We start from the raw sequence: 20,778 nt of genomic DNA, 5'->3' as shown, positions 1-20,778 counted from the left end.
TTATTCCCGATCTTTCAGCTTGTCTGCAAAGTCGTGGGTGTTTTCCGGGCTGTGGTGCTTGCCATCGGCGGCACGGCTCTGCTCGGCACCCATCCACAGACGCTCAAGGTCGTAGAACTGACGGGCAGCGGCAGTCATCATGTGGACGATGACATCATTCAGGTCCAGCAGTACCCAGTCGCTGTCGCCCTTGCCTTCTTCGCCCAGTGGCTGCACGCCCTTGGCCTTGACCTGCTCACGGACCTTTTCCAGCATCGCGCTGATCTGGCGGTTGGAGGTACCGGTGGCGATGATCATGTAGTCGGTCAGGCTGTGCTTTTCTTTTACGTCGATAACCTGGATGTCCTGGGCCTTGACGTCTTCCAGGGCGGACTTGGTCAGTTCGACCAGCTCTTCGGCGCTGACGTTGTGTTTTTGCTTGGTCATATAAAACTCATTCAACTCAATAGTATGAGGCGCTTCTCAGCACCCTCAGTTCGGCGCACGGTAAAGGTTGTGCGCATCGATGTAGGCCAGTACTGCGTCCGGCACCAGAAACCGCACCGACTTGCCGCTGGCCAGCAGCTGTCGGATCTGCGTGGCTGACACCGCAAGCGGCGTCTGCCAGACGAATGCAATATTCCCGGCAGGCCCTTCAAGGGCCTGCGGATCACTGACCGAACGTGCGGCCAGCAGGTTGCGCAAGGCATCCGGCGGCTCGACGTCGGCATCCGGGCGTTGCAGCACCAGGATGTGACAGTGTTGCAGCAATTCTTCCCAACGGTGCCAACTGGGCAGGCCGCAGAACGCGTCCCAGCCCAGCAGCAGAAACAGTTGCTCCGAGGCGGCCATTTCAGCACGCATCAGTTCCAGCGTTTCGATGGTGTACGACGGCTTGTCACGGGCCAGTTCGCGGGCATCGACCGACAGCGTAGGCACGCCCTGAACCGCGCACTGGACCATCGCCAGCCGGTCCTGGGCCGACACTTGCGGCGTATCACGGTGCGGCGGGCGGGCGTTGGGCATCAGCCGCAGCTCGTCGAGCGCCAGCACTTCGGCGACCTCCAGCGCACTGCGCAGGTGTCCGATGTGCACCGGGTCGAAAGTCCCGCCGAGCACGCCGATGCGCCGGGCGGGCGACATCGTCGAGACTGGGGCGAGCGGTTTGCGCTCGGCCAAGTCAGAGCGACTCCTGTCCGCGCAGCTGACCGTCGCCGATCACCACGTATTTTTCGCAGGTCAGGCCTTCCAGGCCAACCGGGCCTCGGGCGTGCAGCTTGTCGGTGGAAATCCCGATCTCCGCGCCCAGACCGTACTCGAAACCGTCGGCAAAGCAGGTCGGGGTGTTGATCATTACCGACGACGAATCGACCTCGGCCATGAACTGGCGAGCCTGCGCCTGGTGTTCGGTGACGATCGAATCGGTATGGTGCGAGCCATAGCGATTGATGTGTTCGATGGCCTGGTCCAGACCGTCCACTACGCGGATCGACAGAATCGCCGTGAGGTATTCGGTGTTCCAGTCCGTTTCGGTCGCCGGCAGCGCCTCGATGATTTTCAGCGTGCGCTCACAACCGCGCAATTCGACGCCTTTTTCCCGAAATTGTCGGGCCATTTCCGGCAGGAACTCGGCCGCGACCGACTGATCGACCAGCAGGGTTTCCATCGCCCCGCAGATGCCGTAGCGGTAGGTCTTGGCGTTGAAGGCGATGCGCCGGGCCTTGTCCAGCTCGGCGTGCTCAGCCACATAGACGTGGCAGATACCATCGAGGTGCTTGATCACCGGCACGCGCGCGTCGCGGCTGATGCGCTCGATCAGGCCCTTGCCGCCACGCGGCACGATGACGTCGACGAACTCCGGCATGCTGATCAATGCGCCAACCGCCTCGCGATCGGTGGTTTCGACCACTTGCACCACCGCCGCCGGCAAGCCGGCCTCGGCCAGGCCGCGCTGGATGCAGGCGGCAATGGCACGGTTGGAATGGATGGCTTCGGAGCCGCCGCGCAGGATGGTGGCGTTGCCCGACTTCAGGCACAGGCTGGCAGCGTCGATGGTCACGTTCGGACGCGACTCGTAAATGATGCCGATCACCCCCAGCGGCACGCGCATCTTGCCGACCTGAATACCCGATGGCCGGTAGCTCATGTCGCGGATCGCGCCGACCGGGTCCGGCAGGCTGGCCACCTGGCGCAGGCCGACGATCATGCCGTCGATGCGTGCCGGGGTCAGCGCCAGGCGCTCGAGCATGGCCGCTTCCAGGCCATTGGCGCGGCCAGCAGCGAGGTCCAGTTCGTTGGCGGCGGTCAGCTCGGCGCGGGCAGCGTCCAGGGCGTTGGCGGCGGCTTGCAGGGCGCGGTTCTTTTGCGCAGTGCTGGCACGGCCGATCACGCGCGACGCCGCGCGGGCAGCGCGACCCAGGCGGGTCATGTAGTCAAGAACGGACTCAGTCATGGGCTCAGTGGTCTTGGCGAAGGGGAAAATCGGATGATTATAACTGTCGTGTGGCCCCACGCCCAGCGGTGACAGGCGGATGGTCGAAAAGAGTGCCGGCCCCTCGCTTCATAATGGCCATTCAGGGTTGGTTAAGACAGAAATTGCTATCATCGCCCACCTGTCCACCCGCGAACCTGCCCGCATGCCAGACTCCGCCCCCTGCCCGCCCAAGGCCCTGCCCGACAGCTTCTTCGACCGCGACGCTGGCGAATTGGCCAGGGCCCTGCTGGGCAAGGTCATCCGCCACCGCTACGGCCCGTACTGGCTGGCGGCACGGATTATCGAGACCGAGGCCTACTACCTCAGCGACAAGGGCAGCCACGCTTCGCTCGGCTACACCGAAAAACGCCGGGCGCTGTTCCTCGACGGCGGGCACATCTACATGTATTACGCCCGCGGCGGCGACTCGCTGAACTTCAGCGCCCACGGGCCGGGCAATGCGGTGTTGATCAAATCGGCCTACCCCTTCGTCGATGCCTTGTCGGATGACAACAGCCTGGCACAGATGCAACTGAACAACCCTGACGCCAGCGGCCAGGCGCGCCCGCCCGAACGCCTGTGCGCCGGCCAGACCCTGCTGTGCAAGGCCCTGGGCCTGAAAGTGCCGCACTGGGACGGCAAACGCTTTGATGCCGAGCAGCTGTTTGTCGAGGACTGCGGTATCAAAGTGAAACAAATTATCCAGACCACCCGCTTGGGGATTCCCCACGGCCGCGATGAACATCTGCCCTACCGTTTCGTCGACGCCGACTTTGCCCGCCATTGCACACGGAACCCGCTGCGCCGGGGCCAAGTCGAAGGCCGGGACTACTTTTTACTGACACAAGGAAACTGACACGATGGGCCCATGGCTCGACAGCCTGACCACTTGGCTCAGCGCCAACCCGCAGTGGCTGGGATTAGCGATTTTTCTGGTGGCCTGCGTGGAATGCCTGGCGATTGCCGGGATTATCGTCCCCGGCACCGTTTTGCTGTTCGCCGTCGCGGTACTGGCCGGCAGCGGTGCGTTGAGCCTGGGCGAAACCCTGTTGCTGGGCTTTGCCGGTGGTTTGCTCGGCGACGCGATCTCCTACACCTTAGGCCGGCGCTTTCATCAGAACATCCGCCGCTTGCCGCTGCTGCGCCACCATCCGGAATGGATCGGCAGCGCCGAAACCTACTTTCAGCGCTATGGTATCGCCAGCCTGCTAGTCGGGCGCTTCATCGGCCCGCTGCGGCCGATGCTGCCCATGGTCGCCGGCATGTTCGACATGCCGCTGCCGCGTTTTATCGCCGTCAGCCTGCTGGCCGGGGCCGGTTGGGCAGTGGCTTACCTGCTGCCGGGCTGGGCAACCGGCGCGGCCATGCGCCTGCCGTTGCCGGAAGGCTTCTGGCCACAGGCTGGGGTAGTGATGGGCGGCCTGGCGGTGCTGGTCGGCCTGAGCATCAACAGCAGCCTGCGCAGCATGCGCCGCGGCACCCGGCTGATTGCCGGGATGAGCTTGCTGGCCCTGACCGGGCTGTTTCTCGGCTGGCCATACCTGACCCAGTTCGACCAGGGCCTGATGACCCTGATCCAGGAGAACCGCAGCCGCGCCATCGACGGCACGGTGGTGCTGATCACCCGCCTCGGCGATTTCCGAACCCAGTTCTTCCTCGGCGGCCTGCTCACCGGCCTGTTATTGCTGGCCCGCCAGTGGCGCCCGGCGATTTTCGCCGGCAGCACCCTGATCGGCACGGCCCTGGCCAATGGCAGCCTCAAGTGGCTGTTTGCCCGGGCGCGCCCGGAGGTACTCACTGATCCGCTGACCACCTACAGCATGCCCAGCGGGCACAGCTCGGCGTCGTTTGCGTTCTTCCTGGTACTGGCGGTGCTGGCCGGGCGCGGGCAGCCGCCGCGCATGCGCCTGACCTGGATCATGCTGGGTTGCATTCCGGCACTGGCGATCGCGCTGTCACGGGTGTACCTGGGGGCGCACTGGCCGACCGACATCCTCGCCGGCGCCATGCTCGCCTGCTGCGTGTGCGCTACCAGCCTGACCCTGACCCAATACCGGCAACCGCTCACCGCCCTGCCGCTACGGGTCTGGTGGCTGATCCTGCCGGCCTGCGTCGCCCTGCTGGCGTTCTTCGCCCTGCACTCGCTGCCGCACGCCTTGCTGCGCTACCAGTACTGAGGCATCAGGCGAACAGCTCGCCTTGCAGCCGGTCAAGCAGCGCCTGGATAGCCTCCAGGCGCTTGTGCGGTGAGTCGATGGCCAGCAGGTCGAGTTTATCTTCTTCAACGAACGGCAGCAGGTAGGCGAGCTGGTTGGCCAGGGCCTGCTGGCCCTGGACCGTCACCGGCATGCCCAGCGCCTCGACCATCGGGTGCTCGCCCAGGGCTTGCAGCAGCGCCAGCAAGTCGTGATGGTCATCTTCCAGCGGCTCGTCGGCAAGCTCCGGCAGCCACGACACATCAGCGACCAGCAACTGGTCCTTCTGCACCTCGAACGGCCCGACACGAAAGCGCCGGGTGCCTTCGACCCGAATCCCCAGCAGGCCGTTGTCCTGCTGCTGAAAATCGCGAATCAGCGCCTCGCAGCCAACCTGCGAGAAACCGCTGGGCGCAGCGCCAACCTGCTCGCCCTCAAGGATGCACACCACGCCAAAACCGCCGCCCTGCTTCATGATGCGACCAATCATGTCCAGGTAACGCGCCTCGAATATCTGCAGATCGAGAAAGCAGCCCGGGAACAGCACGGTATTGAGCGGAAACAGGGGTAACGTCATTGCAACTCCTCAAGCAACCAGGCTAACCGCCAGTGGCAGGAATACCGCCGTGGCAACCCCCATCAGGCTCATCGCCAGGGCCGCGAAGGCCCCGCATTCTTCACTTTCCTGCAGCGCTACCGAAGTACCAACCGCATGCGCAGTCACGCCTAAAGCCATGCCGCGCGCTTCAGGGCTGTGCACACCACAACGCGACAGCAGCGCCGGGCCGAAAATCGCCCCGATCACCCCGGTGATCAACACGAACACCGCCGCCAGCGCGGCCACGCCGCCAATCTGCTCGGCCACCAGCATGGCAATCGGCGAGGTCACCGATTTTGGCGCCATGGTCATCAGGATCATGTGCTCGGCGCCAAACCACCAGCCCAGCAACAGGCAGGCGCCGGTGGCGAACACCCCTCCGATTACCAGCGTAGTAAAGGTCGGCCAGAACAGCTGGCGAATGCGCCGCAGGTTGAGATAGAGCGGCACCGCCAGGGCCACGGTCGCCGGGCCCAGGAGGATGTTCATGATCTCGGTGCTTTTGCGATATTCGCTGTAAGTCAGGCCACAGCCCAGCAGTACGCCAATGACTACCAGCATCGACACCAGCACCGGCTGCAGGAAGATCCAGCGGGTTTTCTCGTAGGCCGCCAGCACCAGCTGGTAGGCGCCCAGGGTGATGCCGATGCCAAACAGCGGATGGTGAATGACGGCGTTGACGGCGCCGCTCCAGTCCAGGCTCATGGCTGCTCCTCATGGCTGCCCTGGCGGGCCATCAGCTTGTGCATCAGCACGCCGACGAACACCAGGGTGAGCAGCGCCGACAGCACCAGGGCGCCGACGATGGCCCAGAAGTCGGCGGCGATATCCGCGGCATAGACCATTACCCCCACCGCCGGCGGCACCAGCAGCAGTGGCAAGTAGCGCAGCAGGCTGTTGGCCGCCTCGCTCAGGGGCGCGCCCACCTCGCCACGCAGCATCAGGTACACCAGCAGCAACAGCAGGCCGATGATCGGCCCGGGGAGGATCGGCACCACCAGGTGATTGATCGCCGTTCCGAGCAACTGGAACAGCACCAGCCAGGTCAAACCACGCAACAGCATAAGCATCTCCTTGAGGCCTGGCGGCCATTATAAGCACGCTAACGACCGGGCTATAAGCCGATCTTCGCCGACTTGACCACTTCCTGCAGGCGTGCTGATCTTAGACTTTCGAATCTGCCGAAGTCATAACAAAACCAAAGACAATCTGGAGAGTCACAATGCCCTATGTACCTGTTGCAGAGCTTTCGCAGTACGTTGGAAAGGAACTGGGACGTTCCGAATGGCTGACCATCGATCAACAGCGCATCAACCTGTTTGCCGAGGCGACCGGCGACTTTCAGTTCATCCATGTCGACCCGGACAAGGCGGCAAAAACGCCATTTGGCAGCACCATCGCTCACGGTTTTCTCACCCTGTCGCTGATCCCCAAGTTGATGGAAGGCATTCTGGTTGTGCCTGAAGGCCTGAAAATGGCCGTCAACTATGGCCTGGACAGCGTGCGTTTCATCCAGCCGGTGAAAGTCGACAGCAAGGTGCGGCTCAAGGTCGATCTGGCCGAGGTGACCGAGAAGAAACCCGGACAGTGGCTGCTCAAGGTCACCGCCACCCTGGAAATCGAAGGCCAGGAAAAACCTGCCTACATCGCCGAACCGCTGTCGCTCTGCTTCATCTGAGCCAGGCACTGGGTGAAACCGTCCTGGCGACTGTTTCACCCCCCGCGTTCTACGGCATACTCGGGGCCTCACTTGTCCGGACCCCGCCATGCGCCCACTCGTTCCCCTTGCCCTGACCCTGCTACTGGCCGCTTGCGGTGACGGCGAACCCCTGTCGCCGCCCGATGCGCGCCTGCCCGATGGCGGCCGCTATCGGGGCGAGGTGGTCGACGGCCTGCTGCAAGGTGCCGGGCGCATCGACTACCCCAACGGCAGTTGGTACAAGGGCAACTTCCTCAATGGCCAGTGGCATGGCCAGGGTGAATGGCATGGTAGCAATGGCGAGGTCTACCGCGGCGGGTTCCAGCAGGGCCTGTTCCACGGCCTGGGCACCCTGAAAACACCGGGCAGCAGCTACACCGGTGGGTTCAAGCTCGGCCGCCGCGACGGCGAAGGCACCCTCAAGGAACCCGGCCTGCTTTACCGTGGCCAGTTCAAGGACGACCAGTACCACGGCGCCGGCCATCTCGAACTGGCTGACGGCAGCCAGTACCAGGGCCTGTTCGCCCGCGGCAAACCCAATGGCGAAGGCATCCGCAGCGACGCCAGCGGCAACCAGTTCAGCGGCCGTTTCGTCAACGGCCAGCTCGAAGGCAGCGGTACCTTCAACAGCGCCGAAGGCGACCAGTACATCGGTGCCTTCCATGACAACCGCCTGGAAGGCCGCGGCCGTTACGAAAACACCGATGGTGACGTGTGGATCGGCCAGTTCAAGGACGGCTCGCTCAGCGGCAAGGGCGAGCTGATCGGCAGCGACGGCAGCCACTACAAGGGTTATTTTCGCGACTGGCGGTTTTCCGGTAACGGGCGCCTGCAGTTGCCGGACGGCAGTGTCTATGTCGGCGGCTTCGAGAACGACACCTACCAGGGCAACGGCCGCCTGACCCTGCTCGACGGGCGCAATGAAAGCGGCCAGTGGCTCAATGGCCAGCGCGTGCGCGACGAGCACGGCAAACTGCTGCCCGACCCGCTGGAACTGGCGCTGCTCAACCAGGGCGGCCTGCTCGACCAAGCGCTGGCCAAGGTGCCGGCCTCGACCCCGGACATCGAACTCTACAGCCTGGCCCTGGGGGGCGATGGCAAACAGAGCGTGTTCCTGCGCGAGGCCGATTACGTCAGCAACATGCTCAAGAGCCGCTTTGGCGCGGTCGGCCAGATCAGCCTGGTCAACCACCGCGACCACCTCAGCGACCGGCCCATGGCCACCCGCGAGAACCTTGCCCGCGCCGTGCGCACCCTGGCCGAACGCAGCGGCCCGGAAGACCTGGTGTTCATCTACCTGACCAGCCACGGCAGCCACGAGCACGAACTGGTACTCGACCAGCCGCGCCTGCAACTGGCAGACCTGCCCGCCGATGCCCTGGCCACGACCCTGGCGCCCTTGAAAGACCGCGACAAGATCATTGTCATCTCGGCCTGTTATTCAGGTGGCTATATCGCCCCGCTCAAAGACGAGCGGACCCTGATCATGACCGCCTCGCGCGCCGACCGGGTGTCGTTCGGCTGCTCCGAAGAAGCCGACTTCACCTACTTTGGCGACGCCCTGTTCGCCCAGGCCCTGAACCAGACCGACGACCTGCAGCAGGCCTTCGAGCGGGCCAGCGCCAGCGTCTCCGAGCGCGAGGCCATTGAAGGCTTCGATGCCTCCGAGCCTCAGATCTGGGCACCCAAGGGCGTACTCGATCACTGGCAGCGCCTGCGCCAGCAACAAGCGCGCAAAGCCTTGCAAAGTGATGCGGGCAAGCAACAGGCCGAGCATGCAAAAAATGCTGGCAACCACTAAGCTGACTGTATCAAGGGAGAGACATCATGTACTTGACGCCTCAGCACATCCTGCTTGCCGGAGCCACCGGTCTTACCGGTGAACACTTACTTGATCGGCTGCTCAACGAGCCCACCGTCAGCCGCGTATTGGCCCCCACCCGTCGCCCACTGGCCGAACACCCGCACCTGGAAAACCCGGTGGGTGACCCGGCGGTGTTCCTCCCGCAACTGGCAGGTCGCGTCGACATCGCCTTCTGCTGCCTGGGCACCACGATCAAGCAGGCAGGGTCCGAGCCGGCCTTTCGCGCGGTCGACCTGGACATGGTCGTCGCCTTCGGCAAGCGCGCCCGGGAGATGGGCGCGCGGCACCTGCTGGTGGTCAGCGCCCTGGGCGCCGACCGCAGATCGCCGATCTTCTACAACCGGGTCAAAGGCGAAATGGAGGCCGCATTGAAGGCCCAGGACTGGCCGCAACTGACCATCGCCCGGCCTTCGCTGCTGCTGGGTGACCGCATCGAACCGCGGATGTCGGAACGCTTGGCCGGGCCGCTGTCGAAGCTGATCCCGGGCAAGTACCGGGGCATCGAGGCCTGCCAACTGGCCAGGGCGCTGTGGCGTTTGGCGCTGGAAGAGCAGGACGGGATCCGGATTGTCGAGTCGGATGAATTGCGCCGGTTGGGCAAGTAGCAATCGCGGGGCAACCCCCTCCCACAGAGTGTGTGGGAGCGGGCTTGCCCCGCGATCAGGCCAGCCGCTACAACCCGCCCGTCGCCTGAAAGCCAATTCCCAGCGCGGTCAATACCGACAGCGGTAGCAGCACGGTATCAAGCAAGGCACTGCCCGGCAGGTCCAGCCCGGGATACTTCGGCGCCTCGGCGCCAAAGCGGTCAATGGCGCAACAACCGCCCTGCAACGCATACAGATCCAGGCGCGTACCGGCATATACCACCGGCGCCCCCGGTTTGGCCGCGTCCAGGGTGCGCACACTGGCGCAACCGCTAGCCATCACGCACAGCAGCATCACGCCCAGCAGGCGCTTCATTCATCCGCGCCCAGATGATGCTCGCCCCAACGCGGCAGCATGTCCTGGGGAATGTTCAGCAGGTTGAGGATCCGTGCGACAACAAAGTCGATCAGGTCGTCGATGGTCTGCGGCTGATGATAAAAGCCCGGCGCCGCCGGCAGGATCACCGCGCCCATGTTCGACAGCTTGAGCATGTTCTCCAGGTGGATGGTCGAGAACGGTGCCTCACGCGGCACCAGGATCAACTGCCGACGCTCCTTCAGGGTCACGTCTGCAGCCCGCTCGATCAGATTGTTGCAGGCGCCGGTGGCAATCGCCGACAAGGTCCCGGTCGAGCACGGCACCACCACCATCGCCGCCGGCGCGCCAGAGCCCGAGGCGACCGGCGACATCCAGTCTTCCTTGCCATACACGCGGATCTGCCCGGCGGCAGCGCCGGTGTACTCGGTGAGGAAGGCCTGCATGGCTTGCGGTTTGGCCGGCAGCAACACATCAGTCTCGGTGGCCATCACCAGTTGCGCGGCCTTGGAGATCAGAAAATGCACCTCGCGGTCTTCGCGCACCAGGCAATCGAGCAGGCGCAGCCCATACTGCGCCCCCGAAGCCCCGGTCATGGCCAGGGTGATGCGTTCCGGCCCGCTCATTTCAGCGCCTCGGCCAACTTGCCGTGCAGGCCGCCGAAGCCGCCATTGCTCATGATCACCACCTGGGTGCCGGGCTTGGCCTGGCTCTTGACCCGTTCGATGATCGCTTCAAGGCTGTCGGCCACCACAGCCGGCACCTTGCATTCGGCGGCGGTGGCGGCCAGGTCCCAGCCCAGGTTCGGCGGTGCGTACCAGATCACCTGGTCGGCATCGTTGACGCTCTCGGGCAGGCCATCACGGTGGGCGCCGAGCTTCATCGAGTTGGAGCGCGGCTCGATCACGGCAATCAGCGGAGCATCGCCGATGCGTTTGCGCAAGCCATCGAGGGTGGTGGCGATAGCGGTCGGGTGGTGAGCGAAGTCGTCATAGATGGTCACTCCCTGTACTTCAGCGACCTTTTCCATCCGCCGCTTGACGCTCTTGAACGCGCTCAATGCGGCAATACCCATGGCCGGCACCACGCCGACATGACGTGCAGCCGCCAAAGTAGCCAGGGCGTTGGCGACGTTGTGCTGCCCGGTCAGCTCCCACTCGACCACGCCCTGGATTTCGCCTTCGAAGCTGACTTCGAAACGCGAACCGTCGGCGCAGAGCAGTTTGACCCGCCACTGCCCGCCTTCACCGGTGGTCTGCACCGGCGTCCAGCAGCCCATCTTGATCACGCGCTCAAGGGCCGGCTCGGTGGTCGGATGGATCACCAGGCCTTCGCTTGGAATGGTTCGCACCAAGTGGTGGAACTGTCGCTCGATGGCGGCCAGGTCTGGGAAGATATCCGCATGATCGAACTCAAGGTTATTGAGGATCGCGGTACGGGGACGGTAGTGCACGAACTTCGAGCGCTTGTCGAAGAAGGCGCTGTCATATTCGTCGGCCTCGACCACGAAGAACGGCGTGCCGCCCAGGCGCGCCGAGACCGAGAAATTCTGCGGCACGCCGCCGATCAGGAAGCCCGGGCTCATGCCGGCGTGCTCCAGCACCCAGGCAAGCATGCTGCTGGTGGTGGTCTTGCCATGGGTGCCGGCAACCGCCAGCACCCAGCGGCCTTGCAGCACGTGGTCGGCCAGCCACTGCGGGCCCGACACGTAGGGCAGGCCCTTGTTCAGTACGTACTCGACTGCCGGGTTGCCCCGCGACAGGGCGTTGCCGATCACCACCAGGTCGGGCGCCGGGTCCAGTTGGGCGGCGTCATAGCCCTGGGTCAGTTCGATGCCCTGGGCTTCAAGCTGGGTGCTCATCGGTGGGTAGACGTTGGCATCGGAGCCGGTGACCCGATGGCCAAGCTCCTTGGCCAGCACGGCCAGCGAACCCATGAAAGTGCCGCAAATACCGAGAATATGAATGTGCATGATCGACCTCGCAAAACGTCGAGGCAGGGTAGCCTAGGGCGCGACAAATCGCATCCTGTGTTTCGCTCAGGCGTCCCGGGCGATGCCGTGTTTGCGAAGTTTTCGATACAAGGTATTACGGCTAACCCCCAACTGCGCGGCGACATGGGTCATGTGCCAGCGCTGCTGCTCCAGCACTGCCAGCAAGGCGTTGCGCTCGGCGCTGTCCAGCAGCGGCGCGGGGTTATCCACAGGTGAGGAGCTTTTGATAAGTGCCGGCGGCTGGCGAACTACCGCCGGCAGGTCGGCAAACTCGATGTGCCCCTCTTCGCTCAGCGCCACCAAGGTACGCAGGACGTTGCGCAGCTGGCGCACGTTGCCCGGCCAGGCGAAGTCGAGCAACGCCCGGCGCGCCGCAGGGTCCAGGCTTACGCTTTGCTCACCGGCCTCTTCGGCCAGGATGAAGTCGAGCAACTGCGACTTGTCGCTGCGCTCGCGCAAGGCCGGCAGATCGATTTCCAGGCCGTTGAGACGGTAATAAAGGTCTTCGCGGAAACTGCCATCTTCGACCCGCTCAAGCAAGTTGCGGTGGCTGGCGCTGATGATGCGCACGTTGACGGCCTGCGGTTCGCCACCGATGGGCACCACCATGCGGTCTTCGAGCACGCGTAAAAGACGGGTTTGCAGGGCCAGCGGCATGTCGCCAATTTCGTCCAGCAATAGCGTGCCACCGTCGGCCTGCTGCAGCTTGCCGCGCATGCCCTCCTTGCGCGCCCCGGTAAAACTGCCGCCGCGATAGCCGAACAGCTCGCTCTCGATCAGGCTCTCGGGGATCGACGCACAGTTGAGGGCAACAAACGCCTTGCTGCTGCGTTGGCTGGCCTGGTGTACGGCTTTGGCGAAGGCCTCCTTGCCGCAACCGGTCTCGCCGCGCAGCAGCAATGGCACATCGCGTTCGAACACACGAACGGCCCGGCGAAAATCGTTCTGCAGGGCCGGATCGACCAGACAGATGCCACCGGGCTGCGAGGTTTTCGCCGGGGCAACAAACGGCGCCGCTGCCGGCGCCAGCGAACGCACCTGGCCGCGCAGACTGGCGAACAGTACCCGGCCGTCGCGGGTGCGTAGCGGCCAACTGGTGTTGGCCTGGGCAGTGGCGCGGCTGAACAACTCATCCTGCGCACAATCGAAGAACATATCCACAGGCTTGCCGAGCACACCGCCACGGATGGTGCCCAGCAGGTTCAAGGCGCTCTGGTTGACCGCGCAGATCCGCCCGTCGCCATCAAAGGCCAGCAGCCCTTCGCTGAACATCCCTACCGATTCGGCCTGCAGATGAAAGCGCAGGAGGAACTGGTTATCGAAATAGCGCAAAAAGTAGCTGCTCTCGATCATCTTCGCCGAGAGGTTGACCAGCGCCATGGTGTGAAACTGGCTCTGGCGCGAAACATCAGCGCGGGCAGACGAGACATCGAGCACCGCCAGCAACTCGCCGTGCGGGTCGAACACCGGGCTGGCCGAGCAGGTCAGGCCGGTATGACGGCCACGAAAGTGCTCATCCTGGTGGATGGTTACCGCCTGGCGCTCGACCAGGCAGGTGCCGATGCCGTTGGTACCTTCACGTGCCTCGCTCCAGTCGGCACCCAGCCACAGCCCGGCGCGCTCGAAGATGCGCCGTTCGGTAGGCGCGGTGACGCAATTTAGGATGACCCCGCGGGCATCGGTGAGCAGCACCGCATGGCCGGCACCGGACAGCTGCTGGTGCAGGCTGTTCATCTCGTTGCCGGCGATCTGCAGTACCTGCTGCAAGCGCTCGCGGCTTTCCAGCACGCGGCCGTGCTCGAGCACGGTCGGGGCCATGCTCTGGGCCGGATCCAGGTGATAGTCCTCAAGGCAACGCAGCCAGGAACGGGCAATCGACGGATCGCTGCCGGGGCCCTGTGCCAGGGCCTTGCCCTGGGTCACGGTGAGGACTTGCCGGGCATGCCGGCTAAGGTGATTGCTCTGCACTTTTTATTGTTCTCCGCAGACGAGATAAGCCCAGCATCCTCCACCCGTCGGCGCAATGCAATGCTGGCTTGACCGCTGGGTCACGCTTTGTGTCAGCAACGGTACAAAGTGTCACCCAGGCTGTACCGGCGCTGCTACAGCGCCCTTCCTGCACCTGCGTAAAAACCTGCCAAGCCCTTGATTTAACTGGGGTCGGCCACACTGGCCCAACCCTTGCTCTATGCTTTACATCCTCCCCAACAAGCACAATAGCCAGGAGAAACATCATGCGTTATGCACATCCCGGTACCGAAGGCGCCAAGGTTTCCTTCAAGAGCCGTTACGGGAACTACATCGGTGGCGAGTTCGTTGCCCCAGTCAAAGGCCAGTACTTCGAAAACACCTCGCCGGTGAACGGCCAGCTGATCGCCGAATTCCCCCGCTCGACTGCCGAAGACATCGAAAAAGCCCTGGATGCCGCCCACGCCGCCGCTGATGCCTGGGGCACAACCTCGGTGCAGGCACGTTCGCTGATCCTGCTGAAAATCGCCGACCGTATCGAACAGAACCTCGAACTGCTGGCCATCACCGAAACCTGGGACAACGGCAAGGCCATCCGCGAAACCCTCAACGCTGACATCCCGCTGGCTGCCGACCATTTCCGCTACTTCGCCGGTTGCCTGCGCGCCCAGGAAGGCAGCGCCGCCGAAATCGACGGCAACACCGTTGCCTACCACATCCATGAACCATTGGGTGTGGTTGGCCAGATCATCCCGTGGAACTTCCCGATCCTGATGGCCGCGTGGAAACTCGCCCCGGCCCTGGCCGCCGGCAACTGCGTGGTACTCAAGCCGGCCGAGCAAACCCCGCTGGGCATCAGCGTACTGCTGGAGGTGGTCGGCGACCTGCTGCCGCCTGGCGTGCTCAACGTGGTGCAAGGCTATGGCCGCGAAGCCGGTGAAGCCCTGGCCACCAGCAAGCGCATCGCCAAGATCGCCTTTACCGGCTCTACCCCGGTCGGTTCGCACATCATGAAATGCGCCGCCGAAAACATTATTCCGTCGACCGTCGAACTGGGCGGCAAGTCGCCGAACATCTTCTTCGAAGACATCATGCAGGCCGAGCAGAGCTTCATCGAGAAAGCCGCCGAAGGCCTGGTGCTGGCATTCTTCAACCAGGGCGAAGTGTGCACCTGCCCATCGCGAGCACTGGTGCAGGAGTCGATCTACCCGGCGTTCATGCAAGAGGTGATGAAGAAGATCAAGCAGATCAAGCGCGGCGACCCGCTGGACACCGACACCATGGTCGGCGCCCAGGCCTCCGAGCAACAGTTCGACAAGATCCTCTCGTACCTGGAAATCGCCGAGAAGGAAGGCGCCGAACTGCTCACCGGCGGCAAGGTGGAAAAACTCGAAGGCAGCCTGTCGACCGGCTATTACATCCAGCCGACCCTGCTCAAGGGCACCAACCAGATGCGCGTGTTCCAGGAAGAAATCTTTGGCCCGGTGGTGAGCATCACCACCTTCAAGGACGAAGCCGAAGCCCTGGCGATTGCCAACGACACCGAGTTCGGCCTCGGCGCCGGAGTCTGGACCCGCGACATCAACCGCGCCTACCGCATGGGCCGCGGCATCAAGGCCGGTCGCGTCTGGACCAACTGCTACCACCTGTACCCGGCCCACGCCGCGTTCGGTGGCTACAAAAAGTCCGGCGTCGGCCGTGAAACCCACAAGATGATGCTCGATCACTACCAGCAAACCAAAAACCTGCTGGTCAGCTACGACATCAACCCGCTGGGCTTCTTCTAAACGAGATACAGCGCGGCTTCGAACCGGGGCCGCGCTGGCTCGCTTCCTGCAAGACCATCACCAGACAAACCGGCACCCGCCGGTATTGATAAAAACAACAGGTGAATCCTATGCCAAGCGATCATACCGGCAGCGTGCCGGCAGGCTCTTCTGTCGACTTCGAAAAAGTCGGCTCCGACTATTTCCAACAACGTGAACTGAAAAAGGGCGCCGCCGGCTGGGTATTGCTGGTGGGCCTGGGCGTCGCCTACGTGATTTCCGGCGACTATGCCGGCTGGAACTTCGGCCTGGCCCAGGGTGGCTGGGGCGGCATGTTCCTCGCCACCTTGCTGATGGCGACCATGTACCTGTGCATGTGCTTCTCGCTGGCCGAGCTGTCGTCGATGATCCCTACCGCCGGTGGTGGTTACGGTTTTGCCCGCAGCGCCTTCGGGCCCTGGGGCGGGTTTCTCACCGGCACGGCGATCCTCATCGAATACGCGATTGCCCCGGCGGCCATTGCCGTGTTCATCGGCGCCTACTGCCAGTCGCTGTTCGGCATCGGCGGCTGGATGATCTACCTGGCCTTCTACATCATCTTCATCGGCATCCACATTTTTGGGGTCGGTGAAGCGCTCAAGCTGATGTTCATCATCACCGCCGTGGCCGCCATTGCCCTGGGCGTGTTCCTGGTGGCGATGGTGCCGCACTTCGACGTCAACAACCTGTTCGATATAGCCCAGACCGACGCCGTCGGCGCCAGCAGCTTCCTGCCGTTCGGCTATGTCGGGGTATGGGCGGCGATCCCTTACGCGATCTGGTTCTTCCTCGCCGTCGAAGGTGTGCCGCTGGCTGCCGAAGAAACCAAGAACCCCAAGCGCGACCTGCCCCGCGGCCTGATCGGCGCCATGCTGGTGTTGCTGGCCTTTGCCCTGCTGATCCTGGTGGTCGGCCCGGGTGGTGCCGGTGCCGAGGCGCTCAAAGCCTCCGGTAACCCGTTGGTGGAGGCGCTGTCGAAAGCCTACGGTGGTTCGACCTGGATGGGCGGTTTCGTCAACCTGGTGGGCCTGGCCGGCCTGATCGCCAGCTTTTTCTCGATTATCTACGCCTATTCGCGGCAGATTTTTGCTTTGTCGCGTGCCGGCTACTTGCCACGCAAGCTCTCGGAAACCAACAAGAGCAAAGCGCCGGTACTGGCCCTGGTGATCCCCGGGATCATCGGCTTTGGCCTGTCGCTGACCGGCCAGGGCGACCTGCTGATCCTGGTCGCGGTGTTCGGCGCTACGCTGTCTTATGTACTGATGATGGCCGCGCACATCACCCTGCGCATCCGTCGGCCAAAAATGGAGCGGCCGTATCGCACCCCGGGCGGCATCTTCACTTCGGGCGTGGCCCTGGTGCTGGCCTGCATCGCGGTGGTGGCGGGCTTTCTGGTCGACCCACGGGTAGTGATTGGCGCCGCGGCGATTTATGCGGTATTGATTGCCTACTTTGCTTTCTACAGCCGGCACCACCTGGTCGCCGGGACCCCGGAAGAAGAACTCGCCGCGATCCAGAAGGCCGAAGAGGCCCTGCACTGATCAACGCCACCTACGCCGCAGGCCAGCCCTGCGGCGTTCTGGAGAGTCTGTATGGCAAGTTTTGTTCACACGGCAGGCAACCAGACCTACCGTTTCGACAGCCTCAAGGAAGTCATGGCCAAGGCCAGCCCGGCGCGTTCGGGTGACTTTCTCGCCGGTGTCGCCGCCAGCAACGACGGCGAACGGGTGGCGGCGCAGATGGCCCTGGCCGAAATCCCGCTCAAGCATTTTCTGACTGAAGCGCTGATCCCCTACGAAGACGATGAAGTCACCCGGCTGATCATCGACACCCATGATGCCAATGCCTTTGCCGCCGTCAGCCACCTGACCGTCGGCGGGCTGCGTGACTGGCTACTCAGCGAAGCCGCCGATGAAGACAGCCTGCGTGCCCTGGCCCCGGGGCTGACCCCGGAAATGGCTGCGGCCGTGTCGAAAATCATGCGCGTGCAGGACCTGGTGCTGGTGGCGCAGAAGATCCGCGTGGTCACCCGCTTTCGCGGCACCATGGGCCTGCGCGGGCGCCTGTCGACCCGCCTGCAGCCCAACCACCCGACCGACGAGCCGGCCGGGATTGCCGCGAGCATTCTCGACGGCCTGCTCTACGGCAATGGCGATGCGATGATCGGCATCAACCCGGCCACCGACAGCATTGCCTCGATCTGCGCCCTGCTGGAGATGCTCGACGCCATCATCCAGCGCTATGACATCCCCACCCAGGCCTGTGTGCTGACCCACGTGACCACCTCGATCGAGGCGATCAACCGCGGCGTGCCGCTGGACCTGGTGTTCCAGTCGATTGCCGGCACCGAAGCGGCCAACGCCAGCTTCGGCATCAACCTCAATGTGCTCAAGGAGGGTTACGACGCAGGTCTGAGCCTCAACCGCGGCACCCTCGGGCAGAACCTGATGTACTTCGAGACCGGCCAGGGCAGCGCCCTCTCGGCCAACGCCCACCATGGCGTCGACCAGCAGACCTGCGAAACCCGCGCCTACGCCGTGGCCCGTCACTTCAAGCCGTTTCTGGTCAACACCGTGGTCGGCTTCATCGGCCCGGAGTACCTGTACAACGGCAAGCAGATCATTCGCGCCGGGCTTGAAGACCACTTCTGCGGCAAGTTGCTGGGCGTGCCCATGGGCTGCGACATCTGCTACACCAACCATGCCGAAGCCGACCAGGACGACATGGACATGCTCCTGACCCTGCTGGGTGTGGCCGGTATCAACTTCATCATGGGCATCCCCGGCTCCGACGACATCATGCTCAACTACCAGACCACTTCATTCCATGATGCGCTCTACGCCCGCCAGACCCTGGGCCTCAAGCCTGCGCCGGAGTTCGAAAGCTGGCTGGCGCGCATGGGTATCTTCACCCAGGCCGACGGCCGGGTGCGTTTCGGTGACAACCTGCCACCGGCCTTCCGCCAGGCCCTGGCGCAACTGGGATAAGCGAGTCGACTATGGCCAATACTCCCCAACACGACAACAGCGCCAATCCCTGGCTGGAACTGCGCCGCCTGACCCCGGCGCGCATCGCCCTGGGCCGCACCGGCACCAGCCTGCCGACCGGCGCCCAGCTGGACTTTCAGTTCGCCCACGCCCAGGCCCGCGACGCCGTGCACCTGGCCTTCGACCATGCCGGCCTGCGCCAGCAATTGAGCGAGCGCGGACGTGAAAGCCTGCTGCTGCACAGCGCCGCCGCCGATCGTCACAGCTACCTGCAACGCCCCGATCTGGGGCGCCGCCTGCACGAAGATTCAGCACAACGGCTGCGCGAACACGCCCAGGCCAACCCCGGCGGCGTCGATTTGGCCATCGTCGTTGCCGACGGCCTCTCGGCCCTGGCCGTGCATCGCCATACCCTGCCGTTTCTCGCCCGCCTGGAAGAACAGAGCGCCGCCGACGGCTGGTCGACCTCTCCGGTGGTGTTGGTCGAACAAGGCCGGGTGGCGGTGGCCGATGAAGTGGGCGAGCTGCTCGGGGCGAAAATGACCGTGATCCTGATCGGCGAACGCCCGGGCTTGAGCTCGCCGGACAGCCTCGGGCTGTACTTCACCTACAACCCCAAGGTCGGCCTCACCGACGCCTACCGCAACTGCATCTCCAACGTGCGCCTGGAAGGCCTGAGCTACGGCATGGCCGCCCACCGCCTGCTGTACCTGATGCGCGAGGCCTGTCGGCGGCAGTTGTCGGGGGTCAATCTGAAGGATGAAGCCCAGGTGCAAACCCTTGAGTCAGACACCGATACGCCGAAAAGCGGAAATTTCCTGTTGAGTAAACCTTGAGATCGTAGATTGCGCTTTCTAATTGCTTTCAGGCAGCATCTGCCAAGGCTGCCGGCGATTCGCCGCAAACTCCCATGGACCCTGAGGCCTGCTTATGCGAATCATCAAAGCAACCCTGGAACATCTGGACCTGCTTGCCCCGCTGTTCGTCAAATACCGCGAGTTCTACGGCCAGCTGCCCTACCCGGATTCCTCGCGCTCGTTCCTGAAAAAACGCCTGGAACGTGGCGAGTCGACCATCTACCTGGCCCTGCCGGACGATGACGACAGCAAACTGATGGGCTTTTGCCAGCTCTACCCGAGCTTCTCGTCGCTGTCGCTCAAGCGCGTGTGGATCCTCAACGACATCTACGTCGCCGAAGACTCCCGGCGCATGCTGGTGGCCGACCACCTGATGCGCGAAGCCAAGAAGCTGGCCAAGGAAACCAACGCCGTGCGCCTGCGGGTATCGACCAGCAGCGACAACGAAGTGGCGATGAAAACCTACGAATCCATCGGTTTTCACGAAGACACCGAGTTCAAGAGCTACATCCTGCCTATCAACTCGGACTGATCCGGGCGCAACGGCAGGCGCGACGCCTGCCGTTCACATTCATTCGACATCCGCCGCTACAAACTGCGCAGGCACAATCTGTTCGTGGCCGTATAATGCGCCTCTTCATTGTGTGTGAAACTTTACCCATCTTCCGGGTAGCGACCGTCCGCATTCGCACTGCCAGTCATCGCAAGCCCGTCGCCCGGGTCAAGAACACAAGGTGCTGTACATGGATTTCAACCCGCTGGACCTTATTCTGCATCTCGACGCTTACCTGGACCTGTTGGTCAACAACTACGGCCCGTGGATCTACGCGATCCTGTTCCTGGTGATCTTTTGCGAGACCGGTCTGGTGGTCATGCCGTTCCTGCCGGGTGACTCCCTGCTGTTCATCGCCGGCGCCGTGGCCGCAGGCGGCGGTATGGACCCGGTGCTGCTCGGCGGCCTGCTGATGGCGGCGGCAATCCTGGGCGACAGCACCAATTACGTGATTGGCCGAACAGCAGGCGAACGCTTGTTCCGCAACCCCAACTCGAAGATCTTCCGCCGCGACTACCTGCAGCAGACCCACGACTTTTATGAGCGTCATGGCGGCAAGACCGTGACCCTGGCGCGCTTCCTGCCGATCCTGCGCACCTTTGCGCCGTTCGTCGCCGGCATCGCCAAAATGCACTACCCGCGTTTCCTCGGTTTCAGCGTCGCCGGCACCGTGCTCTGGGTAGGCGGCCTGGTCACCCTCGGCTACTTCTTCGGCAACGTGCCGTTCATCAAGCAGAACCTGTCGCTGATGATCGTCGCCATCATCCTGCTGTCGCTGGTGCCGATGATCATCGGCATCGTGCGCAGCCGCATGGGCCGCAACGAAGCCAAGGTTCACTAAGCCCGG

General features: G+C 63.6%; 21 protein-coding genes. 11 read left to right on the top strand and 10 right to left on the bottom strand.

All coding sequences use genetic code 11. From position 1 onward, the window contains the following. From rsfS to BLR26_RS06580, 3 genes are read right to left on the bottom strand one after another with little or no spacing between them, the layout of a single operon-like run. On the bottom strand, window positions 1-426 hold the full coding sequence (rsfS, locus tag BLR26_RS06590; RefSeq protein WP_045199877.1) for a ribosome silencing factor: 426 nt from the start codon (window positions 424-426) through the stop codon (window positions 1-3). A gap of 45 nt (window positions 427-471) precedes the next feature. After that, on the bottom strand, window positions 472-1,122 hold the full coding sequence (gene nadD / locus BLR26_RS06585; RefSeq protein ID WP_050990013.1) for a nicotinate-nucleotide adenylyltransferase: 651 nt from the start codon (window positions 1,120-1,122) through the stop codon (window positions 472-474). Between the two features lie 37 nt (window positions 1,123-1,159). Further along, window positions 1,160-2,431, bottom strand: a complete 1,272-nt coding sequence (locus BLR26_RS06580; RefSeq protein ID WP_093379178.1) for a glutamate-5-semialdehyde dehydrogenase — start codon at window positions 2,429-2,431, stop codon at window positions 1,160-1,162. A 184-nt stretch (window positions 2,432-2,615) separates the two neighbouring features. Here BLR26_RS06580 and BLR26_RS06575 point away from each other — a divergent pair, with 184 nt between their 5' ends. Together BLR26_RS06575 and BLR26_RS06570 are read left to right on the top strand one after the other, a co-directional pair. After that, the gene (locus BLR26_RS06575; protein ID WP_045200060.1) at window positions 2,616-3,308 is read left to right on the top strand and encodes a DNA-3-methyladenine glycosylase; all 693 of its coding nucleotides are present in this window, start codon (window positions 2,616-2,618) and stop codon (window positions 3,306-3,308) included. 4 nt (window positions 3,309-3,312) lie between these two features. Then, window positions 3,313-4,629, top strand: coding sequence for a bifunctional DedA family/phosphatase PAP2 family protein (locus BLR26_RS06570; RefSeq protein ID WP_045199883.1), 1,317 nt, complete (start codon window positions 3,313-3,315; stop codon window positions 4,627-4,629). 4 nt (window positions 4,630-4,633) lie between these two features. Here the strand turns inward: BLR26_RS06570 and BLR26_RS06565 are convergent, their stop codons facing one another. From BLR26_RS06565 to BLR26_RS06555, 3 genes are read right to left on the bottom strand one after another with little or no spacing between them, the layout of a single operon-like run. Continuing rightward, entirely contained in the window at window positions 4,634-5,224 is a 591-nt protein-coding gene (locus BLR26_RS06565) for an LON peptidase substrate-binding domain-containing protein (RefSeq protein ID WP_093379175.1), read from the bottom strand. A 9-nt stretch (window positions 5,225-5,233) separates the two neighbouring features. Beyond that, window positions 5,234-5,950, bottom strand: coding sequence for an LrgB family protein (locus BLR26_RS06560; RefSeq protein ID WP_045199887.1), 717 nt, complete (start codon window positions 5,948-5,950; stop codon window positions 5,234-5,236). Further along, a complete protein-coding gene (locus tag BLR26_RS06555) occupies window positions 5,947-6,309 on the bottom strand; it encodes a CidA/LrgA family protein (protein WP_045199889.1) in 363 nt (120 codons plus the stop codon). The genes BLR26_RS06560 and BLR26_RS06555 overlap by 4 nt, the downstream gene beginning before the upstream one ends. 158 nt (window positions 6,310-6,467) lie before the next feature. Between BLR26_RS06555 and BLR26_RS06550 the strand changes: the two genes are divergently transcribed. From BLR26_RS06550 to BLR26_RS06540, 3 genes are all read left to right on the top strand, one after another. Further along, window positions 6,468-6,923: a MaoC family dehydratase gene (locus BLR26_RS06550; RefSeq protein ID WP_045199890.1), complete on the top strand. Its 456-nt coding sequence runs from the start codon at window positions 6,468-6,470 to the stop codon at window positions 6,921-6,923. Between the two features lie 88 nt (window positions 6,924-7,011). Then, window positions 7,012-8,745 carry a C13 family peptidase gene (locus BLR26_RS06545; RefSeq protein WP_093379172.1) on the top strand — a complete coding sequence of 578 codons (1,734 nt, stop codon included), beginning with the start codon at window positions 7,012-7,014 and terminating at the stop codon, window positions 8,743-8,745. Window positions 8,746-8,771: 26 nt separating this feature from the next. Continuing rightward, a complete protein-coding gene (locus tag BLR26_RS06540) occupies window positions 8,772-9,413 on the top strand; it encodes an oxidoreductase (protein ID WP_045199893.1) in 642 nt (213 codons plus the stop codon). A gap of 67 nt (window positions 9,414-9,480) precedes the next feature. Here BLR26_RS06540 and BLR26_RS06535 read toward each other — a convergent pair whose 3' ends face one another. The 4 genes from BLR26_RS06535 to BLR26_RS06520 form a co-directional block, all read right to left on the bottom strand. Beyond that, window positions 9,481-9,768, bottom strand: coding sequence for a YceK/YidQ family lipoprotein (locus tag BLR26_RS06535; protein WP_093379169.1), 288 nt, complete (start codon window positions 9,766-9,768; stop codon window positions 9,481-9,483). Beyond that, entirely contained in the window at window positions 9,765-10,394 is a 630-nt protein-coding gene (gene ubiX / locus BLR26_RS06530) for a flavin prenyltransferase UbiX (protein WP_045199899.1), read from the bottom strand. Before ubiX ends, BLR26_RS06535 begins: the two co-directional genes overlap by 4 nt. Further along, the gene (mpl, locus tag BLR26_RS06525; protein WP_093379166.1) at window positions 10,391-11,740 is read right to left on the bottom strand and encodes a UDP-N-acetylmuramate:L-alanyl-gamma-D-glutamyl-meso-diaminopimelate ligase; all 1,350 of its coding nucleotides are present in this window, start codon (window positions 11,738-11,740) and stop codon (window positions 10,391-10,393) included. Before mpl ends, ubiX begins: the two co-directional genes overlap by 4 nt. A 66-nt stretch (window positions 11,741-11,806) precedes the next feature. Further along, window positions 11,807-13,729 (bottom strand): sigma-54-dependent Fis family transcriptional regulator, encoded by a 1,923-nt coding sequence (locus tag BLR26_RS06520; protein ID WP_093379163.1) that lies wholly within the window; start codon window positions 13,727-13,729, stop codon window positions 11,807-11,809. A 266-nt stretch (window positions 13,730-13,995) separates the two neighbouring features. Here BLR26_RS06520 and BLR26_RS06515 point away from each other — a divergent pair, with 266 nt between their 5' ends. The 6 genes from BLR26_RS06515 (at window position 13,996) to BLR26_RS06490 (ending at window position 20,772) form a co-directional block, all read left to right on the top strand. Next, window positions 13,996-15,516, top strand: a complete 1,521-nt coding sequence (locus BLR26_RS06515; RefSeq protein ID WP_093379160.1) for an acetaldehyde dehydrogenase ExaC — start codon at window positions 13,996-13,998, stop codon at window positions 15,514-15,516. A 110-nt stretch (window positions 15,517-15,626) separates the two neighbouring features. Continuing rightward, a complete protein-coding gene (eat, locus tag BLR26_RS06510; protein WP_093379157.1) occupies window positions 15,627-17,075 on the top strand; it encodes an ethanolamine permease in 1,449 nt (482 codons plus the stop codon). A 51-nt stretch (window positions 17,076-17,126) separates the two neighbouring features. Then, window positions 17,127-18,521, top strand: a complete 1,395-nt coding sequence (locus BLR26_RS06505; RefSeq protein ID WP_093379152.1) for an ethanolamine ammonia-lyase subunit EutB — start codon at window positions 17,127-17,129, stop codon at window positions 18,519-18,521. An 11-nt stretch (window positions 18,522-18,532) separates the two neighbouring features. After that, window positions 18,533-19,357, top strand: a complete 825-nt coding sequence (eutC, locus tag BLR26_RS06500; protein WP_093379147.1) for an ethanolamine ammonia-lyase subunit EutC — start codon at window positions 18,533-18,535, stop codon at window positions 19,355-19,357. A 94-nt stretch (window positions 19,358-19,451) separates the two neighbouring features. Continuing rightward, window positions 19,452-19,910, top strand: coding sequence for a GNAT family N-acetyltransferase (locus BLR26_RS06495; protein WP_093379143.1), 459 nt, complete (start codon window positions 19,452-19,454; stop codon window positions 19,908-19,910). Window positions 19,911-20,121: 211 nt separating this feature from the next. After that, window positions 20,122-20,772: a DedA family protein gene (locus tag BLR26_RS06490; protein WP_038998563.1), complete on the top strand. Its 651-nt coding sequence runs from the start codon at window positions 20,122-20,124 to the stop codon at window positions 20,770-20,772. Window positions 20,773-20,778 lie beyond the last annotated feature (6 nt).

The organism is Pseudomonas sp. UC 17F4 (genome assembly GCF_900101695.1).
Taxonomy (GTDB): Bacteria; Pseudomonadota; Gammaproteobacteria; order Pseudomonadales; family Pseudomonadaceae; genus Aquipseudomonas.
The sequence above is the reverse complement of the archived record's forward strand: the minus strand, read 5'-3'. Positions and strand labels throughout refer to the sequence as shown.

Bases quoted from the DNA above. Each gene is read 5' to 3' on its own strand.
- BLR26_RS06535 (WP_093379169.1), bottom strand. From the start codon at position 9,768: ATGAAGCGCCTGCTGGGCGTGATGCTGCTGTGCGTGATGGCTAGCGGT.
- mpl (WP_093379166.1), bottom strand. From the start codon at position 11,740: ATGCACATTCATATTCTCGGTATTTGCGGCACTTTCATGGGTTCGCTG.
- nadD (WP_050990013.1), bottom strand. From the start codon at position 1,122: ATGTCGCCCGCCCGGCGCATCGGCGTGCTCGGCGGGACTTTCGACCCG.
- BLR26_RS06575 (WP_045200060.1), top strand. From the start codon at position 2,616: ATGCCAGACTCCGCCCCCTGCCCGCCCAAGGCCCTGCCCGACAGCTTC.
- BLR26_RS06560 (WP_045199887.1), bottom strand. From the start codon at position 5,950: ATGAGCCTGGACTGGAGCGGCGCCGTCAACGCCGTCATTCACCATCCG.
- BLR26_RS06505 (WP_093379152.1), top strand. From the start codon at position 17,127: ATGGCAAGTTTTGTTCACACGGCAGGCAACCAGACCTACCGTTTCGAC.
- BLR26_RS06580 (WP_093379178.1), bottom strand. From the start codon at position 2,431: ATGACTGAGTCCGTTCTTGACTACATGACCCGCCTGGGTCGCGCTGCC.
- BLR26_RS06540 (WP_045199893.1), top strand. From the start codon at position 8,772: ATGTACTTGACGCCTCAGCACATCCTGCTTGCCGGAGCCACCGGTCTT.
- rsfS (WP_045199877.1), bottom strand. From the start codon at position 426: ATGACCAAGCAAAAACACAACGTCAGCGCCGAAGAGCTGGTCGAACTG.
- BLR26_RS06490 (WP_038998563.1), top strand. From the start codon at position 20,122: ATGGATTTCAACCCGCTGGACCTTATTCTGCATCTCGACGCTTACCTG.
- BLR26_RS06515 (WP_093379160.1), top strand. From the start codon at position 13,996: ATGCGTTATGCACATCCCGGTACCGAAGGCGCCAAGGTTTCCTTCAAG.
- BLR26_RS06495 (WP_093379143.1), top strand. From the start codon at position 19,452: ATGCGAATCATCAAAGCAACCCTGGAACATCTGGACCTGCTTGCCCCG.
- BLR26_RS06555 (WP_045199889.1), bottom strand. From the start codon at position 6,309: ATGCTGTTGCGTGGTTTGACCTGGCTGGTGCTGTTCCAGTTGCTCGGA.
- BLR26_RS06550 (WP_045199890.1), top strand. From the start codon at position 6,468: ATGCCCTATGTACCTGTTGCAGAGCTTTCGCAGTACGTTGGAAAGGAA.
- BLR26_RS06565 (WP_093379175.1), bottom strand. From the start codon at position 5,224: ATGACGTTACCCCTGTTTCCGCTCAATACCGTGCTGTTCCCGGGCTGC.
- eutC (WP_093379147.1), top strand. From the start codon at position 18,533: ATGGCCAATACTCCCCAACACGACAACAGCGCCAATCCCTGGCTGGAA.
- BLR26_RS06570 (WP_045199883.1), top strand. From the start codon at position 3,313: ATGGGCCCATGGCTCGACAGCCTGACCACTTGGCTCAGCGCCAACCCG.
- BLR26_RS06545 (WP_093379172.1), top strand. From the start codon at position 7,012: ATGCGCCCACTCGTTCCCCTTGCCCTGACCCTGCTACTGGCCGCTTGC.
- eat (WP_093379157.1), top strand. From the start codon at position 15,627: ATGCCAAGCGATCATACCGGCAGCGTGCCGGCAGGCTCTTCTGTCGAC.
- ubiX (WP_045199899.1), bottom strand. From the start codon at position 10,394: ATGAGCGGGCCGGAACGCATCACCCTGGCCATGACCGGGGCTTCGGGG.